General features: G+C 48.5%; 19 protein-coding genes, 1 tRNA gene and 1 other RNA gene. 9 read left to right on the top strand and 12 right to left on the bottom strand.

Annotated elements, in window-relative coordinates:
• Positions 1–6 precede the first annotated feature (6 nt).
• Entirely contained in the window at positions 7–762 is a 756-nt protein-coding gene (locus GO013_RS06740; protein ID WP_163809464.1) for a pseudouridine synthase, read from the top strand.
• Here the strand turns inward: GO013_RS06740 and GO013_RS06735 are convergent.
• The 4 genes from GO013_RS06735 to GO013_RS06720 form a co-directional block, all read right to left on the bottom strand.
• The gene (locus GO013_RS06735) at positions 759–1451 is read right to left on the bottom strand and encodes an outer membrane lipoprotein carrier protein LolA (RefSeq protein ID WP_163809463.1); all 693 of its coding nucleotides are present in this window, start codon (positions 1449–1451) and stop codon (positions 759–761) included. The two genes, GO013_RS06740 and GO013_RS06735, sit on opposite strands and share 4 nt — an antisense overlap.
• Before the next feature lie 13 nt (positions 1452–1464).
• Positions 1465–3678, bottom strand: coding sequence for a DNA translocase FtsK (locus GO013_RS06730; protein WP_163809460.1), 2214 nt, complete (start codon positions 3676–3678; stop codon positions 1465–1467).
• An 88-nt stretch (positions 3679–3766) separates the two neighbouring features.
• Positions 3767–4324 carry an elongation factor P gene (gene efp / locus GO013_RS06725; protein WP_163809458.1) on the bottom strand — a complete coding sequence of 186 codons (558 nt, stop codon included), beginning with the start codon at positions 4322–4324 and terminating at the stop codon, positions 3767–3769.
• Positions 4325–4368: 44 nt separating this feature from the next.
• Positions 4369–4836, bottom strand: coding sequence for a type II 3-dehydroquinate dehydratase (locus tag GO013_RS06720; RefSeq protein WP_163809457.1), 468 nt, complete (start codon positions 4834–4836; stop codon positions 4369–4371).
• Positions 4837–4944: 108 nt separating this feature from the next.
• On the opposite strand from GO013_RS06720, the gene yihA reads away from it, so the two are divergent.
• Positions 4945–5526: a ribosome biogenesis GTP-binding protein YihA/YsxC gene (yihA, locus tag GO013_RS06715; RefSeq protein WP_163809454.1), complete on the top strand. Its 582-nt coding sequence runs from the start codon at positions 4945–4947 to the stop codon at positions 5524–5526.
• Here yihA and GO013_RS06710 read toward each other — a convergent pair whose 3' ends face one another.
• The 3 genes from GO013_RS06710 to GO013_RS06700 are packed head-to-tail and all read right to left on the bottom strand — an operon-like array spanning position 5527 to position 8030.
• A complete protein-coding gene (locus GO013_RS06710; RefSeq protein ID WP_163809453.1) occupies positions 5527–6675 on the bottom strand; it encodes an LptF/LptG family permease in 1149 nt (382 codons plus the stop codon).
• Positions 6672–7838, bottom strand: coding sequence for an LPS export ABC transporter permease LptF (gene lptF, locus GO013_RS06705; RefSeq protein ID WP_163809451.1), 1167 nt, complete (start codon positions 7836–7838; stop codon positions 6672–6674). Before lptF ends, GO013_RS06710 begins: the two co-directional genes overlap by 4 nt.
• Positions 7839–7847: 9 nt before the next feature.
• The gene (locus tag GO013_RS06700; RefSeq protein ID WP_163809449.1) at positions 7848–8030 is read right to left on the bottom strand and encodes a hypothetical protein; all 183 of its coding nucleotides are present in this window, start codon (positions 8028–8030) and stop codon (positions 7848–7850) included.
• A 144-nt stretch (positions 8031–8174) separates the two neighbouring features.
• Here GO013_RS06700 and GO013_RS06695 point away from each other — a divergent pair, with 144 nt between their 5' ends.
• The 7 genes from GO013_RS06695 to thiM all read left to right on the top strand — a co-directional run bounded on the left by GO013_RS06695 (position 8175) and on the right by thiM (position 14084).
• Positions 8175–8966: an undecaprenyl-diphosphate phosphatase gene (locus tag GO013_RS06695; protein WP_163809447.1), complete on the top strand. Its 792-nt coding sequence runs from the start codon at positions 8175–8177 to the stop codon at positions 8964–8966.
• A 101-nt stretch (positions 8967–9067) separates the two neighbouring features.
• Positions 9068–9144 (top strand) — tRNA-Met (locus tag GO013_RS06690).
• A 177-nt stretch (positions 9145–9321) separates the two neighbouring features.
• Complete coding sequence (locus GO013_RS06685) at positions 9322–10290, top strand: HlyD family efflux transporter periplasmic adaptor subunit (RefSeq protein WP_163809446.1); 969 nt, start codon at positions 9322–9324, stop codon at positions 10288–10290.
• Positions 10291–10307: 17 nt separating this feature from the next.
• Positions 10308–11243, top strand: a complete 936-nt coding sequence (locus GO013_RS06680) for an ABC transporter ATP-binding protein (RefSeq protein ID WP_163809444.1) — start codon at positions 10308–10310, stop codon at positions 11241–11243.
• Positions 11240–12373 carry an ABC transporter permease gene (locus tag GO013_RS06675; RefSeq protein WP_163809442.1) on the top strand — a complete coding sequence of 378 codons (1134 nt, stop codon included), beginning with the start codon at positions 11240–11242 and terminating at the stop codon, positions 12371–12373. Before GO013_RS06680 ends, GO013_RS06675 begins: the two co-directional genes overlap by 4 nt.
• 227 nt (positions 12374–12600) lie before the next feature.
• Positions 12601–12984, top strand: a transfer-messenger RNA (tmRNA) gene (gene ssrA / locus GO013_RS06670).
• Positions 12985–13283: 299 nt separating this feature from the next.
• Positions 13284–14084 (top strand): hydroxyethylthiazole kinase, encoded by an 801-nt coding sequence (thiM, locus tag GO013_RS06665; protein ID WP_163809440.1) that lies wholly within the window; start codon positions 13284–13286, stop codon positions 14082–14084.
• 229 nt (positions 14085–14313) lie between these two features.
• On the opposite strand, the gene GO013_RS06660 is transcribed toward thiM, so the two are convergent.
• The 5 genes from GO013_RS06660 to GO013_RS06640 form a co-directional block, all read right to left on the bottom strand.
• Entirely contained in the window at positions 14314–15276 is a 963-nt protein-coding gene (locus tag GO013_RS06660) for a pentapeptide repeat-containing protein (RefSeq protein ID WP_163809437.1), read from the bottom strand.
• 273 nt (positions 15277–15549) lie between these two features.
• Positions 15550–16299, bottom strand: a complete 750-nt coding sequence (locus tag GO013_RS06655) for a flagellar motor protein MotB (RefSeq protein WP_163809436.1) — start codon at positions 16297–16299, stop codon at positions 15550–15552.
• 8 nt (positions 16300–16307) lie between these two features.
• Complete coding sequence (locus GO013_RS06650; protein WP_163809434.1) at positions 16308–17072, bottom strand: flagellar motor protein MotB; 765 nt, start codon at positions 17070–17072, stop codon at positions 16308–16310.
• 23 nt (positions 17073–17095) lie between these two features.
• On the bottom strand, positions 17096–17851 hold the full coding sequence (locus GO013_RS06645) for a MotA/TolQ/ExbB proton channel family protein (RefSeq protein ID WP_163809432.1): 756 nt from the start codon (positions 17849–17851) through the stop codon (positions 17096–17098).
• 3 nt (positions 17852–17854) lie between these two features.
• Positions 17855–18970 (bottom strand): FapA family protein, encoded by a 1116-nt coding sequence (locus GO013_RS06640; RefSeq protein ID WP_163809430.1) that lies wholly within the window; start codon positions 18968–18970, stop codon positions 17855–17857.
• Positions 18971–19281: the final 311 nt, after the last annotated feature.

Raw genomic sequence — 19281 nt, 5'->3', positions numbered from 1 at the left:
CAACGAATGCCCAATGAAACACATCATATTCGACTGAATAAATATATCGCCCAATGCGGAATATCTTCCCGTCGCGGCGCAGATGAACTGGTCTTCAATGGCCAGGTCTCCGTTAATGGAACCCTCGCGGATTCTCCTGGAATCAAGGTTGATCCACAGCGAGATTCCGTCACTGTCAGAGGGAAGAAAATAGCCCTCCCCGGCATGGGGACCACAATGACAGTCCTTTTGCACAAGCCCATTGAAACGGTTTCAACCGTCAAGGACCCGCAGGGACGCCAAACAGTTCTCGATCTGCTTCCAAAAGAAATTCAGAAGTTACGCCCCTTTCCTGTGGGACGGCTCGACTATTTTTCTGAAGGATTGCTTTTGCTGACCACGGATGGGGACCTGTGTTATCGCCTCACCCATCCCAAGTATCACCTGCCAAAAGTCTACCAGGTCACTGTACGCGGAACGATTCCGGCATCAGCGGCCAAACAGATGCGACAGGGAATGACTTTGCCTGAAGGTGACACTTTGGCTCCGGCCAAAGTTGAGCTCAAAAAACCGGTCGCTGGCACACAGCAAATGGAAATCACCCTGATTCAGGGGATCAACCGACAAATTCGCCGGATGTGCGATGAATTTGGTCTGACCATTCTTCATTTGAGACGGATCAAGCAAGGCCCGATACATCTGGCCAACCTCAAACGAGGCATGTGGCGAGAGCTGACATCCGGTGAACTCAAGACCCTGAAAAAAGCGGTAAAACTCGACTAGAATCCCTGCGTATTGTCTTCCACTTGAGTCCCTTGCGGGGGAACAAAAGTAAACATTTCAGGAAGCAAGTCCACATTCAAGGCAACGTTGGACAACGTAACTTCATTGCCATTGCCATAAAAATCCACAATCATGACCTGGCGAAGTAGGCCGGTGTCTGGTTCAACGCCAATAAAGGCCAGAACCATTCCCGGTTCCGCTTCCTTGGGAATTAATTGCAAAACCGTCAGGTCCTTTGCCCACCGTTCTCGAACAGCGGCAGCCCCTTCCCATTCGGTTTTGACCACAAAATCTTCCTTGATGTTGGCCTGTCCGGAAATGAACCGCAAAATCGTTTTTGAATCCAACAATTGAGAAACATTGTATTTGATGGCGAACGCTTCGTCCTCAACGTAGTTCCATGCGTGATCCGGCCCGACAACCAACAATTCCTTTGCCGGTTTTTGCGTCTCCCAACGAACCTGAGACGGCTGGCTAAACCAGATTTTCCCCGCATTGGTGGCCACGTCACCGCTGGCAACATTGGTCAATTCCTGCACAAAATCAGCCTTGAATGTTTTCAGGGTTTCATATCGTTGCTGCATCAGGTCAGGAAGTTCTTCAGGAGCAAGAGGCTCCTTTGCCACAGCAACAGATGCCAACACAAGACAACACACCAGTGCAACGCATGAAAAAAACACTTTATACATTCAATTTCTCCAATTATTCCGACTTGAGAACCTTGCGAGGTTTACTGCCTTCCTGAGGACCAAGAATTCCTTCGCTTTCCATTTGCTCGATAAAACGAGCCGCGCGGTTGAATCCAATTCTAAACCGACGCTGCAACAGCGAAATGGAGGCCTTACCCTGGGTCAGGACGAATTGAACCGCTTCGTCATACACGGGATCATCGGATTGCCCGGCTGGGCCAGCTCCATTCCCGCCTCCGGATTGCTGTTTCCAATCCGAAAAATCAAGATCGAATTCCTGCGGTACCGAATCCTTCCAAAACTTCACAACATGTGCAATTTCCGTCTCATCCACATACGCGCCATGCATTCGTTTCAGTTTGCCACCACTGGGCTTGAACAACATATCGCCCTTGCCAAGCAGTCGCTCGGCTCCAACGCCATCCAGAATGGTCCGTGAATCAAATTTTGACGTGACAAAAAACGAAATACGTGTGGGGAAGTTCGCCTTGATAATACCTGTCACCACATCCACACTGGGACGCTGTGTTGCCAGAATCATATGGATACCGGCAGCACGGGCCAATTGCGCCAGTCGAACAATGCACTGCTCGACTTCCTTGGCAGCCGTCATCATCAAATCAGCCAACTCGTCAATAATAATGACAAGATACGGCATCGGTTTCATGTGCTGAAATTCTTCGGGAAGCGATTCCCCCATGGACGCCAGCTTGGTATTGTATCCTTCAATATTACGGACGCCGAGTTGCGCCATTTTCTTGTACCGGCAATCCATTTCAAAAACAGCCCACTCCAACGCGCTTTTGGCAAGATTCATGTCCGTCACAACCGGATGCACCAGATGGGGCAATTCGGCATATGGCGCCAATTCGATCCGTTTGGGGTCAACCAGCAATAATTTCACTTCATCAGGACCGGCCTTGTACAAAAGGCTCAACAAAAAACCGTTGATGCCAACAGACTTACCAGCTCCCGTTGCTCCTGCGACCAAAAGATGCGGCATTTTTGCCAGATCTGCGACCTTGGTCGATCCATGGATGTCCTTTCCCAAAGCCATGGTCAATGGGGACTTCGAATTGGTAAACTCTTCGGACTCAATGACTTCCCGCAAATAGACCATTTCTCGGTCAATATTGGGAATCTCGATGCCCACGGAATCCTTTCCGGGAATGGGTGCTTCAATTCGAACGGATTCGGCCCGCAAGGCCAATGCGATGTCATCTGTCAAATTTTCAATTTTGCTGACCTTGATACCAGGCGCTGGTTTGAATTCAAACATGGTCACCACCGGACCAGGGACAACTTGTTGTATTTCACCTTGCACGTTGAAATCATTCAGACATTCTTTCAATCTCTCAGCCAAAGGCTGCAAAACTTCCTGTGTCTGACTCGTCTTTTTTGAAGCAGGAGGCGTCAAAAGTTCGGTTTCAGGCAATGCTCCATCACCGACTGAAACGGACGATGCGACTTTTGCTCGAGGTTGTGCCTTTGGTTGAGAAACCTTTTTCGGCTTGGTCGGGGACTTTTGCTCCAAATTAACAAACTGCAAATCCAGATCATCGGCTGTCTTTTGTGTTTTTTCCCGTCGGATCGAAACCTTGTCCTTTTTCCGTTTCTTCCGCATTTCCTGCCGCTTAAGGGCACCGTCACGGTATATTCCCCACCACACCAACAAACGGTTCCAAACCGAGGCCCAGGTAAAACCAATCACCCCTTGCAAAGAGACGATCGTGACAAAAAGCCATAACAGAAACGAACCAACTGGACGCAGATACGGCAAAGTGAATCGGGTGATGATCTCACGGCCGAAATACCCGCCACCTATCAGGCCATAGGCATCGTGCGGCACCGAGGAAAACCACGGATGCATGGCCCACGCTTCAAAGGCAACAAACAACCCGGCAAGCCCGAACCAACGGGTCGAGGACAGTTTCAATCTGGAAACGAATTTGGCCAATCCGAGATACAGAAAATATACCGGCCAGAATAACGCTCCGAGTCCAAAAATGGTCACAAGGAAACCGGCACAATATGCACCGGCATATCCGACCACATTTTGGACGGATGCCCCTGATGTCACCGCCTGATTGAAACTCGGGTCTCCTGGACTGAAGGAGAGAAGACTCAGGAAAAGGAACGCGGACATAAAGAGAAAAAACAACCCCAAAATTTCAGGGCCACGTCCTTTTTTGCCATGCTGTACTATTTTTTGCCGCTTTTTTGCCATGAACTCTCACTTTGTAAAAAAAGGTCCTGGACAGCACGCTGTCCACGACCCTTTTTACCCAATTTTCACAACGTGTTGCAAGTCCGCTTTATTCGCGTCCCAGATATTCTCCGCTGCGGGTGTCAACTTTGATCGTCTCACCTTCATTAATGAAGAGCGGTACGTTGATCTTCAAGCCGGTTTCAAGGGTGGCAGGCTTGGTCGCGTTGCTCACACGGTCTCCCTGGATACCAGGGTCGGTCTGGGAAACAACCAGACTGACATTGGCGGGCAGGTCAACACCAATCAGCTCACCATTATACAACAGGACTTTGACGGTGTCTCCTTCCTTGACGTATCCACCCTTTTCGCCAACGTTCTCACCAGGAACGTTCATTTGGTCATAGGTATCAAGATCCATGAACACAAAGTCTGTGCCATCTTTATAAATATATTGCATTTCAACAACCGCCATGTCCGGCTTTTTCACCTTTTCGCCAGAGCGAAAGGTCTTGTCCAGAACCTGACCCGTTCTCATATGACGGAGTTTCGTGCGCATCATGGCGCCACCTTTGCCCGGTTTGAAATGCTGAAATTCAACAATTTCAAAAGGCTTTCCGTCTATTTCAATCTTCAGGCCAGTCCTGAAATCTTTGGTTGCAATCATGTCTACTCCACAATGTTTACCCGGTCAGTCCGGTCATTTTCATACTATTTTTTGTCCTCAGTCAGACGTTCATAGACCGCCTGAACACCGAGGGCATACCCCAGAATGCCAAATCCGGCAATGACGCCGATGCACTGCTCCCCCATGAGCGATCGCTGCCTGAGGGGTTGATCGGTGCGCGCCCAAATGTTGCTGATATGCACTTCCACGCACGGAATATCAATCCAGGCAAGACAGTCGGCAATGGCGAGGCTGGTATGCGTATATGCCCCTGCATTGAACACAATGCCGTCAATGCCTTCTTCTTTGGCCTGTTCCAAACGGTCAATCAAACCGCCTTCGGAATTTGACTGAAAACGGGAAAGCATAATGCGTTCAGCCGCCTTGCCCATAATCTTATCAAGGAGGACAGGGACGTCATCCATGGTTTGAGAACCATAAATCTCTGGCTGTCGCTTGCCTATGTGCCCAAGATTCGGACCATTCAACAACAATATGTTGCAGTGAACCATGCCAATTTCCCTTTTTCTGTTTTTTTCTCTTCCTTGCCTTGACTCGCTCCGCAAAAATGACGAAAAGAGAGCCTTGATAAAAACCATCAGCAAAAGCGGTATTTCTTTATGAACCGAACCATTGAGTTAGTCAAAACAATATACGAAATCAAGCAGCTTGAACACTTCGAAGAAGCACAAATCGCCTTGGCGGGACGCTCCAACGTCGGAAAGTCCTCACTGGTCAATCGATTGGCTGGACGAAAAAAGTTGGCAAAAATCAGTTCTAAACCAGGTAAAACCCGGAGTCTGAATTATTATAAAGTCAACCCTGACGGCTATTTCCTTGTTGACTTACCCGGCTACGGTTATGCCAAATGCTCCAAGACAGAACGAGCAAAATGGGCCAAGCTCATCGAAGCCTACATGACAGAAACGCCACATCTGAAAGCGGTAGCCGTACTTCTGGACTCGCGTCTCAAACCGCAAAAAATAGATATGGAGCTGACTTCGTATCTGAAAAACCTGGGTATCCCGGTCATTCCCATTCTTACCAAGGCTGACAAACCCAAGCAGCGCGATCTTGCACAGCTGCAAAATCAATGGAAAGATATTCTTCAACAGGACAAAACCCCATTGGCATTTTCCAGCAAAACCGGCAAAGGTGAAGAAAAACTCTGGGATATCCTCAGCGAATACGCTCAGATATAGTCAACTTTGACGCACGTTCAGCCGCACGCCGCTCACCAGATCTCTCACAAAATGCTGAAACCCCGGCAGAGCAACCCAAGCCAATCGCAACGACGCCAACGCCCCCATTATGGCATTGCCAAGCCAGGCAGCCATGATGGGCGGCAAAACTCCCTTTTCACCCGCTGTCGCCCCGACAACATGCATCCCGTATTGAACAAAAATCAGGATCAATGCCAGCCCGATATTGGCATACATATTCTCTGAAAATGTAATCAACGTCAGGGCAAACAGCGCCATGACCACCATGGAAAAAGCATAGGAAAGCTTCCCATGCCAGACCGTCCGTAAAATTTCTACATTCGAGCCGGATTCCTGAAGTTTCTTGATCGCCTTCGACAACTCCAAAAGGGGGAGTTGCGCCTTGTCACCTTTGAGTTCCACGGCGGCATATGCCTTCAAATTTTGTCTGACCGAAAGGAATTGAGACAACCGTTTTACCTGGACAAATGTTCGAGTATCCAACTCCTGCACATCGAGCAGTCCCCAACCATTGTCATCAATCAAGGCCTTTTTGGCGGTCAAGATACGAATGAGATCCTGACTATCCGAGGTAAATTCATACACAGTGATACCGCTTGCCCGACTTTTCCCGGGATGAGCTTTGTCAGCAAGGACGATAAATGGACCGTCTCGAAACCACAAATTCTTGATCGTCAATTCGTCCAACTGCTTTTTCCGCACATCCTCTTTCCAGATTCGATTGGCTTCGTACTCGCCAAACACGCCAAGGAATTGAGAAAAAACCAATTGCCCAACACTCCAGATAATCGCATACATCACAAAAAAACGGATAAACCACGAAAAGGCGACCCCACCGGCTCGCAAGGCAAGCATTTCCCGCGATCGAGTTAACACGCCCAGTTGAATAACCATGGCAAGCAAAAAAATGGCGGGCATCAATTGGGACACGATCAAGGGAATTTTGACCACAAAATAAAACAGGATCGTTTCAGCACCCAGACCGGCTGCAATAAAGTCATCCAACCGATCAAAAATGTCGGACAACAGATAGATACCGGTCCCTACAGCCAGACAAATGGCCATCAGGTACACATTCTGCCGAATCAGGTAGCGACTGAGAACGCCAACGCCCAGGATATTCCTCATGCGCTCGCCCTCTTGTGAAACCGCAGATGCATAAACCAATGAACAAGTGTGGGCGTCCGCTCCTTGTTGGCATAGCGCATACCGACCAATGCCACAAAAACAAACAGGATATTCGGCGCCCATAATCCATATTCGGGAGGAATCGCCCCGGATTCCCCCATGCTCACTCCTACCGAAAACATTGTATAATAGACAAAGAACAGTCCCATGGACAAAAGGAGTCCATATTGTTGTTTTAATCCCCTGAACGTGCAGGCGATAGGGATAGCGAATATCCCGAGTATCAAACATCCGACCGGCAAGGAGATGCGCTTGAAGAACTCGGTATCAACCTTGCGGTAGAACCGTTCCCCGCGATCCGGGGCCTTGCTGTGATCCTTGCGAATGGCACTGAGTCGAGAAAGCGGCATATCCTTTGCCTTGTCCTCACTAAAATTGAACCCTCCGAGGAGTTTCCCCAAATCAAGCGTGATGGCGTAGGAACCAAATTTGAGGATGTTCAATTCGTCTCCGCTCTGGCGAAAGATATTGCCATTCTTGAAGGTAATCTTGATTTTTGCGGTCGCCGGAGTGGATTTGATCTGCGCTTCTGGAGCCACGACCACCACAGACGTCCCCTTGATGGATTCGTCTCGAACAAACGCGAATTTCAACTCACCTTTCTCATTATCAACCTGGTGGGCATAAAAGGTAATACCAGGAAATTCCTTATTGAAGACCCCCGGTTGCAAAGCGAATTTGGAATGTGTTCTGGCAAATTGATACAATTTGGTCTTGAACATATCCATTCCCCATGAAAGTCCCCAGACAGAGATGAACAGAGTAAACAAGGTACACAACGTACAAAAAAGCAACGGAGCGGGCAGCATTCGATACAGACTGACCCCGCTGGCCTTAAGTGCGGTCAACTCATTATCCGTGCTCATCCGCAAGAATGTCAGGAAAACACTCAACATCGTGGCGATGGGTGTAATGAGCAACAAGAAGAATGGCGTCAAATAAAAGAACAGCTGTAAGATATTGAAAAAACCAATATCCTGAGACAGGAACAGGGACCGGAGCTGCAACATCCTCCCCACCAGGATAAGTCCAAGCAGGCAGGAAACCGTCAAGCCGAAAAGCTTGAAAAGTTCAGTAAATATTTGTCGTTGAAGGATCTGCACAGACTGATTCTAATCCTGTTTTTTCGTGAAAAAACGCTGAAGGAATTCAACGTCCTTGGGAGAAAGATTGAAGCGCATGGCGGCTTCTTCAATAAACGAGGCAGGAACTGACTCCGAAGGAACATCGATTTTTTCGCTGACCCAGGCAATGGCTTTTCGTGTCTGTTCGCTTTGCGGCATGATGGTTGTCATAAAAAGAACTCCTGCAATTTGTATTCAAAGGTTCAATCAGATCAAATACACCAGCATCCAAAGGCTTGCAAGACACTCTTAGTTGGGCTAGGCCCAACGTTCAAGTCTGAATATCAACCTTTTTTTGCATACCGAGAGGCGCACATGGCACCATGGTACGTAGCGATCATCCTTGGCGTTGTCGAAGGACTGACCGAATTCCTGCCCATATCCAGCACCGGCCACCTCATCATCACTGGCCATTTGCTCGACTTTACCGGCCCGAAAGCCGAAACATTCGACATCGTCATCCAGCTCGGAGCCATTCTGGCCGTTGTTCTCATCTACTGGGATCGCTTTTTTGGCCTGCTCCGCCCGAATCCTACACAAAAATTTTCAGGATTCTACGGTCTCTGGCTGCTCTTTTTGACCTCTCTTCCGGCGTCTGTCGTGGGACTCATGACACATGGATATATAAAAGAGTTCCTGTTCAGCCCAACAACCGTGGCCATCGCCCTGGCTGCTGGTGCCATTATGATTTTCATTGTGGAAGGCATGGAAAAATCGGAACACGTCACGTCCCTTGATAAAATCACACCAAAAATAGCCTTGGGGATCGGCTGTTTCCAATGTCTGGCACTGTGGCCAGGGTTCTCCCGCTCTGCAGCAACCATCATGGGAGGCATGTTACTCGGCACCCGCCGGACTGTTGCTGCTGAATATTCTTTTATCGCGGCAGTGCCCATCATGTTCGCAGCAACCGGATATGACCTGCTCAAGAACTACACCTTGTTCGAAGGCGGCGACTTTCTCTTCTTGCTGCTCGGCTTTTTGGTGTCCTTTATTTCCGCCTGGCTGGCGATCAAGGGATTTATCTATTTGCTGGGTAAATTGACCCTCCGTCCCTTTGCCATATACCGGCTGGCACTGGCTCCTTTAATTCTCCTGTATTTGTAATATGTTCAAAAAAAACAGAAAAAATGAAAAAAAGTGAAATTTTCTCTTGCCAAGACCAAAGAGTCGATCTATAAACCGTCCTCGCTGAACGAAACAAATGTGGCGAGGTAGCTCAGTTGGTCAGAGCATGCGGCTCATATCCGCAGAGTCGGAGGTTCAAGTCCTCTCCTCGCTACCACGATTGAAATTCCCCCTGTAGATCACACGATCTACGGGGGATTTTTCATTGTGTCGTTCCAATTCTTCCCCCTCCCCCCAAAATACAGCGTACAGGCCGTGTTTTTTCCCGACAGATACATTGTTTTTTTTGTCAATCACGCGTAGCTTGATTCATAATAAACAAAGCCAATACATCATGATACACAAGTCATTTTTCATTTTTGCAGCAATACTGCTGAGTATCTCCTTCGGATGTTCAAACGACCCTGCGAACGTCTTCCAGGGGTATGTCGAAGGAGAATACGTTCTGGTCGCGTCTCCTCTTGGCGGCACACTGGAAGAACTGGCTGTCGTCCGAGGACGAGATGTCCCCCAAAACGCTCCACTCTTCACTCTGGAACGCAATTTCGAAAAAGCAGCGGTGAATGCAGCCATCCACGGTCTCCAGCAGGCACAGGACAATCTCTCCAACTTGGAAAAAGGACAACGACCATCCGAAATTGCTTCAATTCAGGCACAGCTCCAACAGGCGAACGCATCAGCGGCCCTCGCAAAAATTGAATACGACCGTCGCATCAAGCTCATTGCCGAAAAGACCATTTCCCAAGAGGAATTGGACCGATCAAAAAGCGACTATGAACAAAAAGTCCAACGTGTTCGACAGATAAATGCGGACCTGACAACCGCTCGACTCGGTGCGAGAAACGACGAAATCAGAGCCGCCACTGCTGCGGTTTTGCAGGCCCAGGCCCTTTTGGATCAGGCTCAATGGAATTACGATCAGAAAAATCAGACCGCGCCGCAATCCGCCTTTGTCTTTGATACACTATTCCGAAAGGGAGAATGGGTTCCCGCCGGACAGCCTGTGGTTTCTCTTTTGCCCGCCGAAAACATTGAAGTCCGATTTTTCGTCCCCCAAACCCTTGTCGGAAAAGTCCACCAGGGGCAAAAGGCTGTTGTCACGTATGATGGCGCGGACTCCCCGGTTGACGTCACGATCACATATGTTTCCCCTGAAGCCGAGTTTACCCCTCCCGTCATCTATTCCAGCCAGAGCCGGGCCAAGCTCGTCTTCATGCTCAAAGCCCGACCTTCGCCAGAACAGGCCCGGTCCCTTCATCCCGGGCAACCGATTGATGTGACCATCCCCAGCCTCCCTCAATGACAGCGACGGTATCTCGCATGTCCTCCGATATCATCATCGACGTTCAGGGATTAACCAAATCCTTTGGCCCCAAAAAAGTGGTCAACAATTTGGACATAAAAATCCGCCGGGGTGAAATCTATGGATTTCTTGGCCCAAATGGGTCGGGAAAAACCACCTCGATCCGTATGTTGTGCGGCCTGCTCAAACCCGACGCAGGATCGGGGACCTGCCTTGGCTACGATGTCATCAACGATGCAGCCCGCATAAAACCGCATGTCGGATACATGACGCAAAGATTCAGTCTTTATGAGGACTTGACTGTTCGAGAAAATATCGAATTCACTGCGCGGGTGTTCGGCCTCGCTGCACCTGCCAAAAAAGCCGACGAATGTATCGAGAGGATGGGACTCGGCCCCTTTGAAAAACAGTTGGCAGGCAATTTGTCCGGCGGCTGGAAACAACGGCTTTCATTGGGCGTCAGCACGCTGCATTCCCCCAAACTACTCCTTCTGGATGAACCGACCGCCGGGGTGGACCCCGGAGCCAGACGAGATTTTTGGGATCAGGTCCACACTCTCGCCTCACAGGGCATTACGGCACTCATCAGCACGCATTACATGGATGAAGCCGAACGGTGTCACAGACTCGCCTACATCGCGTATGGGACCCTACTTGCAACCGGAACCGTCACGGAAATGATTGATAACGCGGGGTTGACCACATGGACCGTCAGCCTGCCATCTGGCGAAAAAGGGCTGCATGAACTTTCGCTCCAACTCAAAAAAACCGCTGGCATCGATCAGGTTGTCGCCTTTGGCAACACGCTTCACGTCAGTGGGAAAAACGCCGAAATACTCGAACAAAAAATCCGCCCTTTTCAAAAAGAACCGTACACATGGACCCGCATTGAAACGAATCTGGAAGAAGTGTTCATTGACCTCATGCAACAAAGCAAGGGGGCATTGAAATGAACTTTTTCTCCATCAAACGATTCATCGCCATGGTGAGCAAGGAATTCATTCAAATGCGTCGGGACCGGCTCACCTTTGCCATGATGATTGGCATCCCGCTCATTCAGCTGATCCTTTTTGGCTACGCGATCAACTCGGACCCCCGCCATTTGCCAACGGCTGTTCTGTCTGGTGATAATTCCCAATTTTCTCGGGCTATTATCACGGGAATGCAAACAAGCACCTTTTTTGACATCACGCATCATCCACAAACTCGGGCCGAAGCGACCGAACTCATCAAACAAGGAATTGTTCAATTCGTCATCACCATTCCCGAACAATTCGGGCGTGATATCCTCCGCAACGCCCGCCCTGTACTGCTCCTTGAAGCCGATGCCACAGACCCCATGGCAACCGGAAACGCCGTGGGATCATTTCCTGAAATCATCCGCCGAGCACTGGCCAAGGAACTGAAAGGCCCGACCGCATCCCTCAATCAGGGAGCACTCCCGGTAGATATCCGAATCCATAATGATTACAACCCGGAAGCAGAGAGCCAATATAATATTGTCCCCGGTCTCATCGGTGTCATCCTGACCTTGACCCTTGTCATGATAACCGCCCTTGCCATCACCAGGGAATCGGAACGTGGCACCATGGAACATTTGCTGGCCACCCCTGTCAGTCCGCTGGAAGTCATGCTGGGAAAAATCATCCCGTACATTTTTGTCGGGTATGTGCAAATCACTCTCATCATTCTGGCGGCATGGCTGCTTTTCGACGTTCCCATGCATGGTAGCGTGACGTTGACCTTTGCGCTTTCCGTGGTCTTTATCGGAGCGAACCTCTCTGTGGGCGTGACCATTTCCACAGTGGTCAAAAACCAGCTTCAAGCGGTTCAGGTCTCCATTTTCTTTTTCCTGCCTTCCCTGCTCCTTTCCGGATTCATGTTTCCTTTCAGAGGAATGCCTCAGTGGGCGCAATACCTCGGCTCGGTCCTTCCGCTGACGCACTATCTCCGCCTCATCCGTGGCATCCTTCTCAAGGGGAACACCTTTCAGGAATCAATCCCTCATGTTTGGCCGATTCTCGTTTTCTGGATCATCATTGTTGCCATCGGTCTGAAACGCTATCGCCGCACGCTCGATTGACGATTTTCCGATTCGCCGCTTTTTTCGACGTATTTCTGGATACTTCCCTGCTCCAGCACTATAAAATTGTATTTTAGATATTTTCTAGACATTTTATAACATCCCATGAAACTGAAACTTTCAAAAAAAACACCTTCAGTGAGCCTTTTTTTTATTTCTGGAGTGAAATAGAGTTGCCAAACACGGCAAACTCCTTATATATCTTGTGTCCGCTTGTTCTTTGAAATGGGGGCGCACTGGTTTCGACGGGGATTGTTGAAGTCAAGGCTGCAGGTCGAGGTTGGTCGATGGCCTCGTAAAAATCGACCACAAGATAATTGCAAACGACAATTACGATTACGCAATGGCTGCTTAATTGCAGAGTTGCTATCTGACAACATAGTTTGTCACGATTCCTTTGTTGACGCCTTATAGGCAAAACGAATCGACAAATCATAGGGCTAGCATCACCTATTTGATCTTTGTATCTGATGCGAAACACTTAAAGACCTAGTTCGATGGCCGTCTGGCCCGGAGCAATCCATCGGGCGAATGTTTATTCCGGACCTAAACCTGTAGAAGCTTTTGCGGATCATTCTCGGACGGGAGTTCGATTCTCCCCGCCTCCACCATTTTTAGACCGACCTATACGGTTTCAAGAAAAGCACGAAAGCCCTTATTCTTCCGCGAAAGAATAAGGGCTTTCGTGTTTTTAGCGAAATTTACTGTGAGTCAAAGATTTCTTGCAGCCGCAAAGATCCTCCCCCTACGACAAACGCAAAAAAACAACGCAAGTAACGAAATCAACATTCAGTCTCTTAGAAAAAAGCAACTCTCGAAGGACATGTCACTGGACCACAACGAGCGTTCAGGATAAAAGCGTGAAGACGTTGATGAATAGTAGAGAAAAAGAACATATTGGAGCTGCATTATGACGCTACTTGCCCGGACCTGGGATATTGTTGAACGGATTCGTTCCAAAGCACCGCTTGTCCACAATATCACCAACTATGTGGTCATGAATAATACGGCCAATGCTCTGCTGGCTCTTGGCGCATCTCCTCTCATGGCTCATGCGCAGGAAGAAATGCAAGAACTGGCAGCCATATCCAACAGCCTTGTGCTAAATATTGGGACGTTGAGTGAGCCATGGGTTTCCAGTATGCTTGTCGCCGGAAAGGCGGCAAAGGCGGCATCCAAGCCGATTATTTTTGATCCGGTGGGCGCGGGTGCCAGTTCGTTCAGGACGCAAACCTGTACGAAAATTCTTCAAGAAGTTGCCCCGACCATTATTCGCGGTAACCCCTCAGAAATTATGGCGGTAGCTGGCGCGGACGGACAGACCAAAGGCGTGGACTCCATACACACGACACAAGCAGCAGAAACAGCGGCGGAATATCTTGCAGAACACTTTGATTGTGTTGTGGTCGTCAGCGGAAAGCGGGATATGGTGGTTTCCACCACAGAGACAGTATGGTTGCAAGGTGGGACGTCTCTCATGGCCAAGGTGACCGGCATGGGCTGCACCTCGACCGCCATTTGCGGAGCTTGTGCTGGCGTGGCCGACTCCGCGTTTGATGCAGCCGTGGCAGGCATGGCTCTGATGAAAACTGCGGGCGGAATGGCTGCCGCCAAGGCTGACGGTCCTGGCAGTTTTCAGATGCATTTTCTCGATGCCCTCTATTCGCTGAATAAAGAGGCCATAAGAGCAAATTGCACAATTGAGGGATAATGGACCGGCGGCCTCATCTTTTTGAAGCACACTTCGATAGTATGTGCCACTCTGACACTCCTCTTAGGTGGATGTTCACATATTTTTTTGACAGAATAATACCTCAAAATTATTTTCAATAATAAAATTTCAGGTCCAGAATTTGTCTGGGCCTTTTTTACCGCATGAGAAAAAAGGAAAATAAACAATCCCCGAGAGTCAGCAAAAAACCGAAATGACTAGAATCGTGTTATCCGCTTTGGCGAACCATTTTAGTAGCAAATAAAGTTATGAGGCCACCGAGCATGATGTAGCCAAGTATGACCTCAAGAGCCAACCAGACTTGACCAGCGGTGTTGGTTGGGGTCACATCACCGAATCCGAGGGTGGTAAAGGTGACTATACTGAAATAGTAAGGTGTAAACCAACCATCGGCCATTATTGGATTGCTGTAACTCATTTTCGGAGCTATGACTGTAAGCAAAGATTGCAGCTGGTCGGGAAGCCAACTCCAGACTGGATAATTGGCAAAAACAACACCGAAAAGGCAAGCAAAGACAAATGACCAGGCAGCCCATTGACCGATGGAACGTCCACAGTTGGAGGTCCATTTCCATATCCGATATTTCCAAGGATACTTTTCTTTAGTTTCCTCGATATAATCCAAATCCCGAACATGGCGGACAAACAGCTGACTGCCGTAACTACCTTGAGTGCTGATGCCCAAGCAAAGCATTGTATTGTCAATTTTCGTATTATGAACATAAGCATTGTTCAAATCCGTTCCCCTGAGATCTGCCCCTCTAATCTCCGCATTCTCAAGATTTGCATCTCTAAGGTTCACTTGTCGGAGATCAGCCCCTTTAAGATTCGCCAATTTGAGATTTGTTGTTTGGGATTTCTTCTTTTGAGTTTTTTTTTGCGAAGGGAAGGAAGACTCTGATCCAATTATCAATTTTTTGGTACTCGGAAGAGGCCCCCATCCCATATCCGCATTTTTAAGGTTCGCCTTTCTAAGATCCGCCTTTTCAAGGTTTGCTCCTCTAAGACTTGCTTCCATAAGATTTGCCCCCATAAAATTTACTTCCATGAGGTCTGCCCCTTGAAGGCCTTCACCTTCAAAATCAGGCTTTATTTCTGGATTGTCCTCCCTCCATTTATTCCAAGTCGCAACGCCTTGTTTCAAAATCTTTAAATGTTCAGGGTTCGCCATGGGAAATCCTCCAATGAGAGCATGCAATAGATAAACCGATTTTAAGGAACTTTGATCGTGAAACCGTTGAATTATCAACCAAAATGGCGACGTAGAACAGAATCCCCGCATAGACAAAGTTTATTTTCAAAAAAGAGACAAGGAACTAGCAATCTAGAAAACGTCTTCCCCCTATTCGCCTATATAAACAGGGAGCTACAATCAATTTTACGTATTTCCCTCTACATTCACCAAGGAAAAGCCTCGTCAAAAACGAGGCTTTTCCTTTTTTCATTACCACTTGGAGCGTCCGGGTGGCATATAGAAAAATTCGACACGGCGGTTGACTCGTTTGTTTTCTTCCGAAGTGCTGGGAAGGATGGGTTTGGCACTGGCGTATCCGACGGCCTTCATACGTTTTGCCGGGATGGTGGAATGGTGCAGGATATACCGGAGGCACCGGGCGGCGCGGGCTGCTGACAGCTCCCAATTGGAATTGTACAGCGTTGATTCCACATGCTCGCCATCTGTGTGGCCACGGATGATAAGGTTAAAATCGCTCTTCTCCATGGCATCAATGACAACCCGAAGCCCTTTTTGAGCCTCATCCGTCAATTCAATGCCCCCCTTGGCAAACATCACATGATTGCTCAAACGAAGCATCACACCTGATTTGTCACTACTCACTCGGGCCATGTGCGCCAAATCGTGCGCTCGAATACTCTTCTTGATCCGAGCACCGAGTTCGACAATCTGCCTGTTTTCCTTGACACTTCTTCGTTCGGAAAACCGCGTTTCAGCATAGGGCACCCCGGTGGCACCAACATCGTCAAATTGAACGCCGAGCGCTTCCTGCACAGAACCAATCATTGTTTTAAAATTCGCCACATCAGTGTTGGTAAACGACAAAAGCAAGACGAAAAAACACAGCAACAGCGTAACCATATCCGCAAATGTCGCCATCCACGGAGGAATGCCTGCATCCGGCTTTGGGGGATCAGAAGCAACCCCTTCCTGCTGTTCAATCGGTTCTTGTTCAGCCATGCTTTTCCCTACCACGCATCCCGTTGCGGCATATGAAGATAAAATTCAACGCGCTGATTCTTCAACCTATTTTCATCAGAATCATTGGAAACAGCCGGTCTCGTATCCGCATACCCGACCGCTTTGGCCCGATTGATTTCGATGCCGCCCTTATCAATGAGATAATTCAATGCCATGGCCGCACGAGCCGCAGATAATTCCCAATTCGAAGGATATCGTGGAGAAGAAATAGGTCTGTCGTCGGTATGACCTCGCACGACAATATTCAACTTGTAATCCTTCAGGACTTTCACAACCTTATCAAGAATTCGGTCTGCCCCATCCGCCAGATCCGCAGAGCCTGGACGAAACAAGGCAGCGGATTGGGCACTAAAAACCACGCCGTCCCTGTCAGCAGTGACGCCCATTCCCGCTTTCAATGCTATATTTTCATCCGCAAGCAACGACTTGATCCGCATGACCACACCAAGCAGTAACCGCTCATCATGCGATATGCTGGAGGCCATGTCCTTGACGGTTCGGCTGGTATTGAACTGAGCCATTTCATCCGAAACAGCCCGCACTTCCTTGACCCCAAAAGCTCCCTTGATCGATCCTAACGCATCGCGGTACTTTTGCTCACTCTGCTCGGCAAAAGACAGCAACAACACGAAAAAACACAACAAAAGTGTCATCATGTCCGCAAATGTCGCCATCCAGGGAGGAAGTCCATCCTCCGCCGGAGGCTCTTCCGGAGGTTTTCGCCTGAGAATTTCTTCTGCTCTATTCGCCACGTGCTCCTCTCAATAGACCGAAATTACACACTCTTTTTTCGTAAAGCAGGAGACAAAAAGGCCTGAAGTTTTTCCTTAACCACCGACGGATGATCTCCCCGCTGCAAAGAAGAAACGCCTTCAATCATGATTTGCATGAACAGGACTTCCTCACTGGACCGTTCTTCCAGCTTGGTGGCCATGGGCAAGAAAATACAATTAGCCAAAACCGAACCATAAAAAGTCGTCAACAAAGCCACGGCCATGGCCGGTCCAATGGAAGACGGATCGGACAGATTGGACAGCATGTTAACTAATCCGATCAAAGTCCCGATCATGCCAAATGCCGGCGCCATTGTTCCCATTCCCTTGAAAACAGCTTGGCCCTGCCGATGTCGCTGTTTCATGAATTCAAGCTCAATCTCCATGACAGACCGAACAAGTCCTTCACTCGAACCGTCAACAACAAGCATGACGCCCTTCTTGAGAAAAGCATTGTCAATCGCCACTTTTTCAAGGGCTATGATGCTTTCCTTGCGAGCTGTATCAGCCAGTCCGGTAATGAGATTGATAATCTCGATAGGATCATCCGACTTGAAAAGAAGGGTTTTCATGCCGACCTTGAACGCATTGATAACCACGCCAAGCGGAAACATGACAAACGTGACGGCAAAGGTTCCACCAATAACCACCACCACCGATGGAATATCAATGAAACCAGCAGCATTTCCACCCATGAAAATCGTCGTCGCCACCAGTCCGAATGCGCCAACCAACCCAATTAATGTTGCAATATCCATATATTATCTTTTAACTCTATTGGTGGAAGCACCAATTTTCACTTCATCATTATCGTAATAAAAATACACATCTTCCAAAAAATCTTGCACTTTCAAAAAAGCGGAACCAATACTTATTTCGACACCTGGCTTGACGATTCCCGGCACCAGAATCTTGCACTTCTCAAGGCGTTCCGTCGCATAAATTCCTTCCCACAACTTGACCTTCAAGGCCTTCAACAAATCGAGTTCCCGCAATGCGGACTCCAACAATGGTTCAAACTCGGCACGGAACTCGTCTCCCTTGTTCAGCACCTTTTCAAACGAAGCAATTTCGTCATGAAGAATCTTGATACGCTGATTGTACCGTTCATCGGCATGAAGCAAGGACGGTTTGTATCCCAAGACCAAGGAGGTGTCAGTATCCAATCCACCGCCAAGCTGACTCCCAACATAGACATATTCATAAACGCAAATATTCCCGCCTGTTAATCGATCCCCGACAGCCAACCGTTTCCCCGCATAGATGGTGCTATGCATGGCGGCTCCCTTGATGAGAATATCATTGTGAGCGACAAGCGTTGCGTACTCGCAATAGGCAAGTTTCAGATCGCGGCCGGCTTCAAGCTGCGCGGCCTTTCCACCCTTGACTCCCCCCATGCAATGAATGGTGCGAACCGCTTCGACCTGCGCGCCTTCAATCTGGCCTTCTATGGACATTGAGACAGCCCGGGCACTGAAGCCGGTTCGAATGGACCCTTCGACAACAATTTTTCCGATGAAATTCACATTTCCAGTGTGATAATCGACATCAGAATGTATAGTCAGGGTCTCTCGGACGACAATTTTACCCTCTTTGTAACACACGTACCCATCCACGGCGGCAAACAGTTTGTCCGCACATGTCGAACGAATACCAGTGCCGCGTCCGGCAGGGAAATCCATTACATCAAAAACAAATCGTGCATCACTGACATCAGCGGCATCCAGACAGACCCATTCCGCGATCACATCACCTTTCGAAACATTATTGACATAATGCAACTCATGATGGTTCACGCTCCCATCAGCCTGTTTTTCAGGCCTGAGCCTGGAAAAATCCCAATCAGGATCAAAATGATGTTTCAATAAAAACGGCATGAATTCTCTTGAGATGGCAAATTGCTAATCCGTTTATGAAACGGCTGTTTTCGAACATTTTTGTCAAACAAACTGTCTGATATTACATAATTTTTTGATATATTAGGAATCATATTCAAAATGGGGGGTAGCGTCAACGGCTATTGCTTACTATTGTTAAACATTTTTATTGTAAAACAGGTACTTGATGCCGCATAACTTCTTTCCTTTGCCTGGCGGCACTGCATATATCACCACCGAAAACGACACTCTTGTGTGCCTTTTTTTCGCAGTCCTTTCACCAAAAAAGAAAGGCCCCTCTCTAAAGAGGA

The sequence above is a fragment of the Pseudodesulfovibrio sp. JC047 genome, from assembly GCF_010468615.1.
GTDB lineage: Bacteria > Desulfobacterota > Desulfovibrionia > Desulfovibrionales > Desulfovibrionaceae > Pseudodesulfovibrio.
This window is presented reverse-complemented; position numbering and strand designations above follow the sequence as displayed.

Excerpts from the sequence above, each read along its gene's own strand:
- GO013_RS06700 (WP_163809449.1), bottom strand. The coding sequence starts at position 8,030 with ATGACAACCATCATGCCGCAAAGCGAACAGACACGAAAAGCCATTGCC.
- thiM (WP_163809440.1), top strand. The coding sequence starts at position 13,284 with ATGACGCTACTTGCCCGGACCTGGGATATTGTTGAACGGATTCGTTCC.
- GO013_RS06645 (WP_163809432.1), bottom strand. The coding sequence starts at position 17,851 with ATGGATATTGCAACATTAATTGGGTTGGTTGGCGCATTCGGACTGGTG.
- GO013_RS06680 (WP_163809444.1), top strand. The coding sequence starts at position 10,308 with ATGTCCTCCGATATCATCATCGACGTTCAGGGATTAACCAAATCCTTT.
- GO013_RS06675 (WP_163809442.1), top strand. The coding sequence starts at position 11,240 with ATGAACTTTTTCTCCATCAAACGATTCATCGCCATGGTGAGCAAGGAA.
- GO013_RS06740 (WP_163809464.1), top strand. The coding sequence starts at position 7 with ATGCCCAATGAAACACATCATATTCGACTGAATAAATATATCGCCCAA.
- GO013_RS06735 (WP_163809463.1), bottom strand. The coding sequence starts at position 1,451 with ATGTATAAAGTGTTTTTTTCATGCGTTGCACTGGTGTGTTGTCTTGTG.
- yihA (WP_163809454.1), top strand. The coding sequence starts at position 4,945 with ATGAACCGAACCATTGAGTTAGTCAAAACAATATACGAAATCAAGCAG.
- GO013_RS06685 (WP_163809446.1), top strand. The coding sequence starts at position 9,322 with ATGATACACAAGTCATTTTTCATTTTTGCAGCAATACTGCTGAGTATC.
- GO013_RS06730 (WP_163809460.1), bottom strand. The coding sequence starts at position 3,678 with ATGGCAAAAAAGCGGCAAAAAATAGTACAGCATGGCAAAAAAGGACGT.
- GO013_RS06695 (WP_163809447.1), top strand. The coding sequence starts at position 8,175 with ATGGCACCATGGTACGTAGCGATCATCCTTGGCGTTGTCGAAGGACTG.
- GO013_RS06720 (WP_163809457.1), bottom strand. The coding sequence starts at position 4,836 with ATGGTTCACTGCAACATATTGTTGTTGAATGGTCCGAATCTTGGGCAC.
- GO013_RS06660 (WP_163809437.1), bottom strand. The coding sequence starts at position 15,276 with ATGGCGAACCCTGAACATTTAAAGATTTTGAAACAAGGCGTTGCGACT.
- efp (WP_163809458.1), bottom strand. The coding sequence starts at position 4,324 with ATGATTGCAACCAAAGATTTCAGGACTGGCCTGAAGATTGAAATAGAC.
- GO013_RS06640 (WP_163809430.1), bottom strand. The coding sequence starts at position 18,970 with ATGCCGTTTTTATTGAAACATCATTTTGATCCTGATTGGGATTTTTCC.
- GO013_RS06710 (WP_163809453.1), bottom strand. The coding sequence starts at position 6,675 with ATGAGGAATATCCTGGGCGTTGGCGTTCTCAGTCGCTACCTGATTCGG.
- GO013_RS06655 (WP_163809436.1), bottom strand. The coding sequence starts at position 16,299 with ATGGCTGAACAAGAACCGATTGAACAGCAGGAAGGGGTTGCTTCTGAT.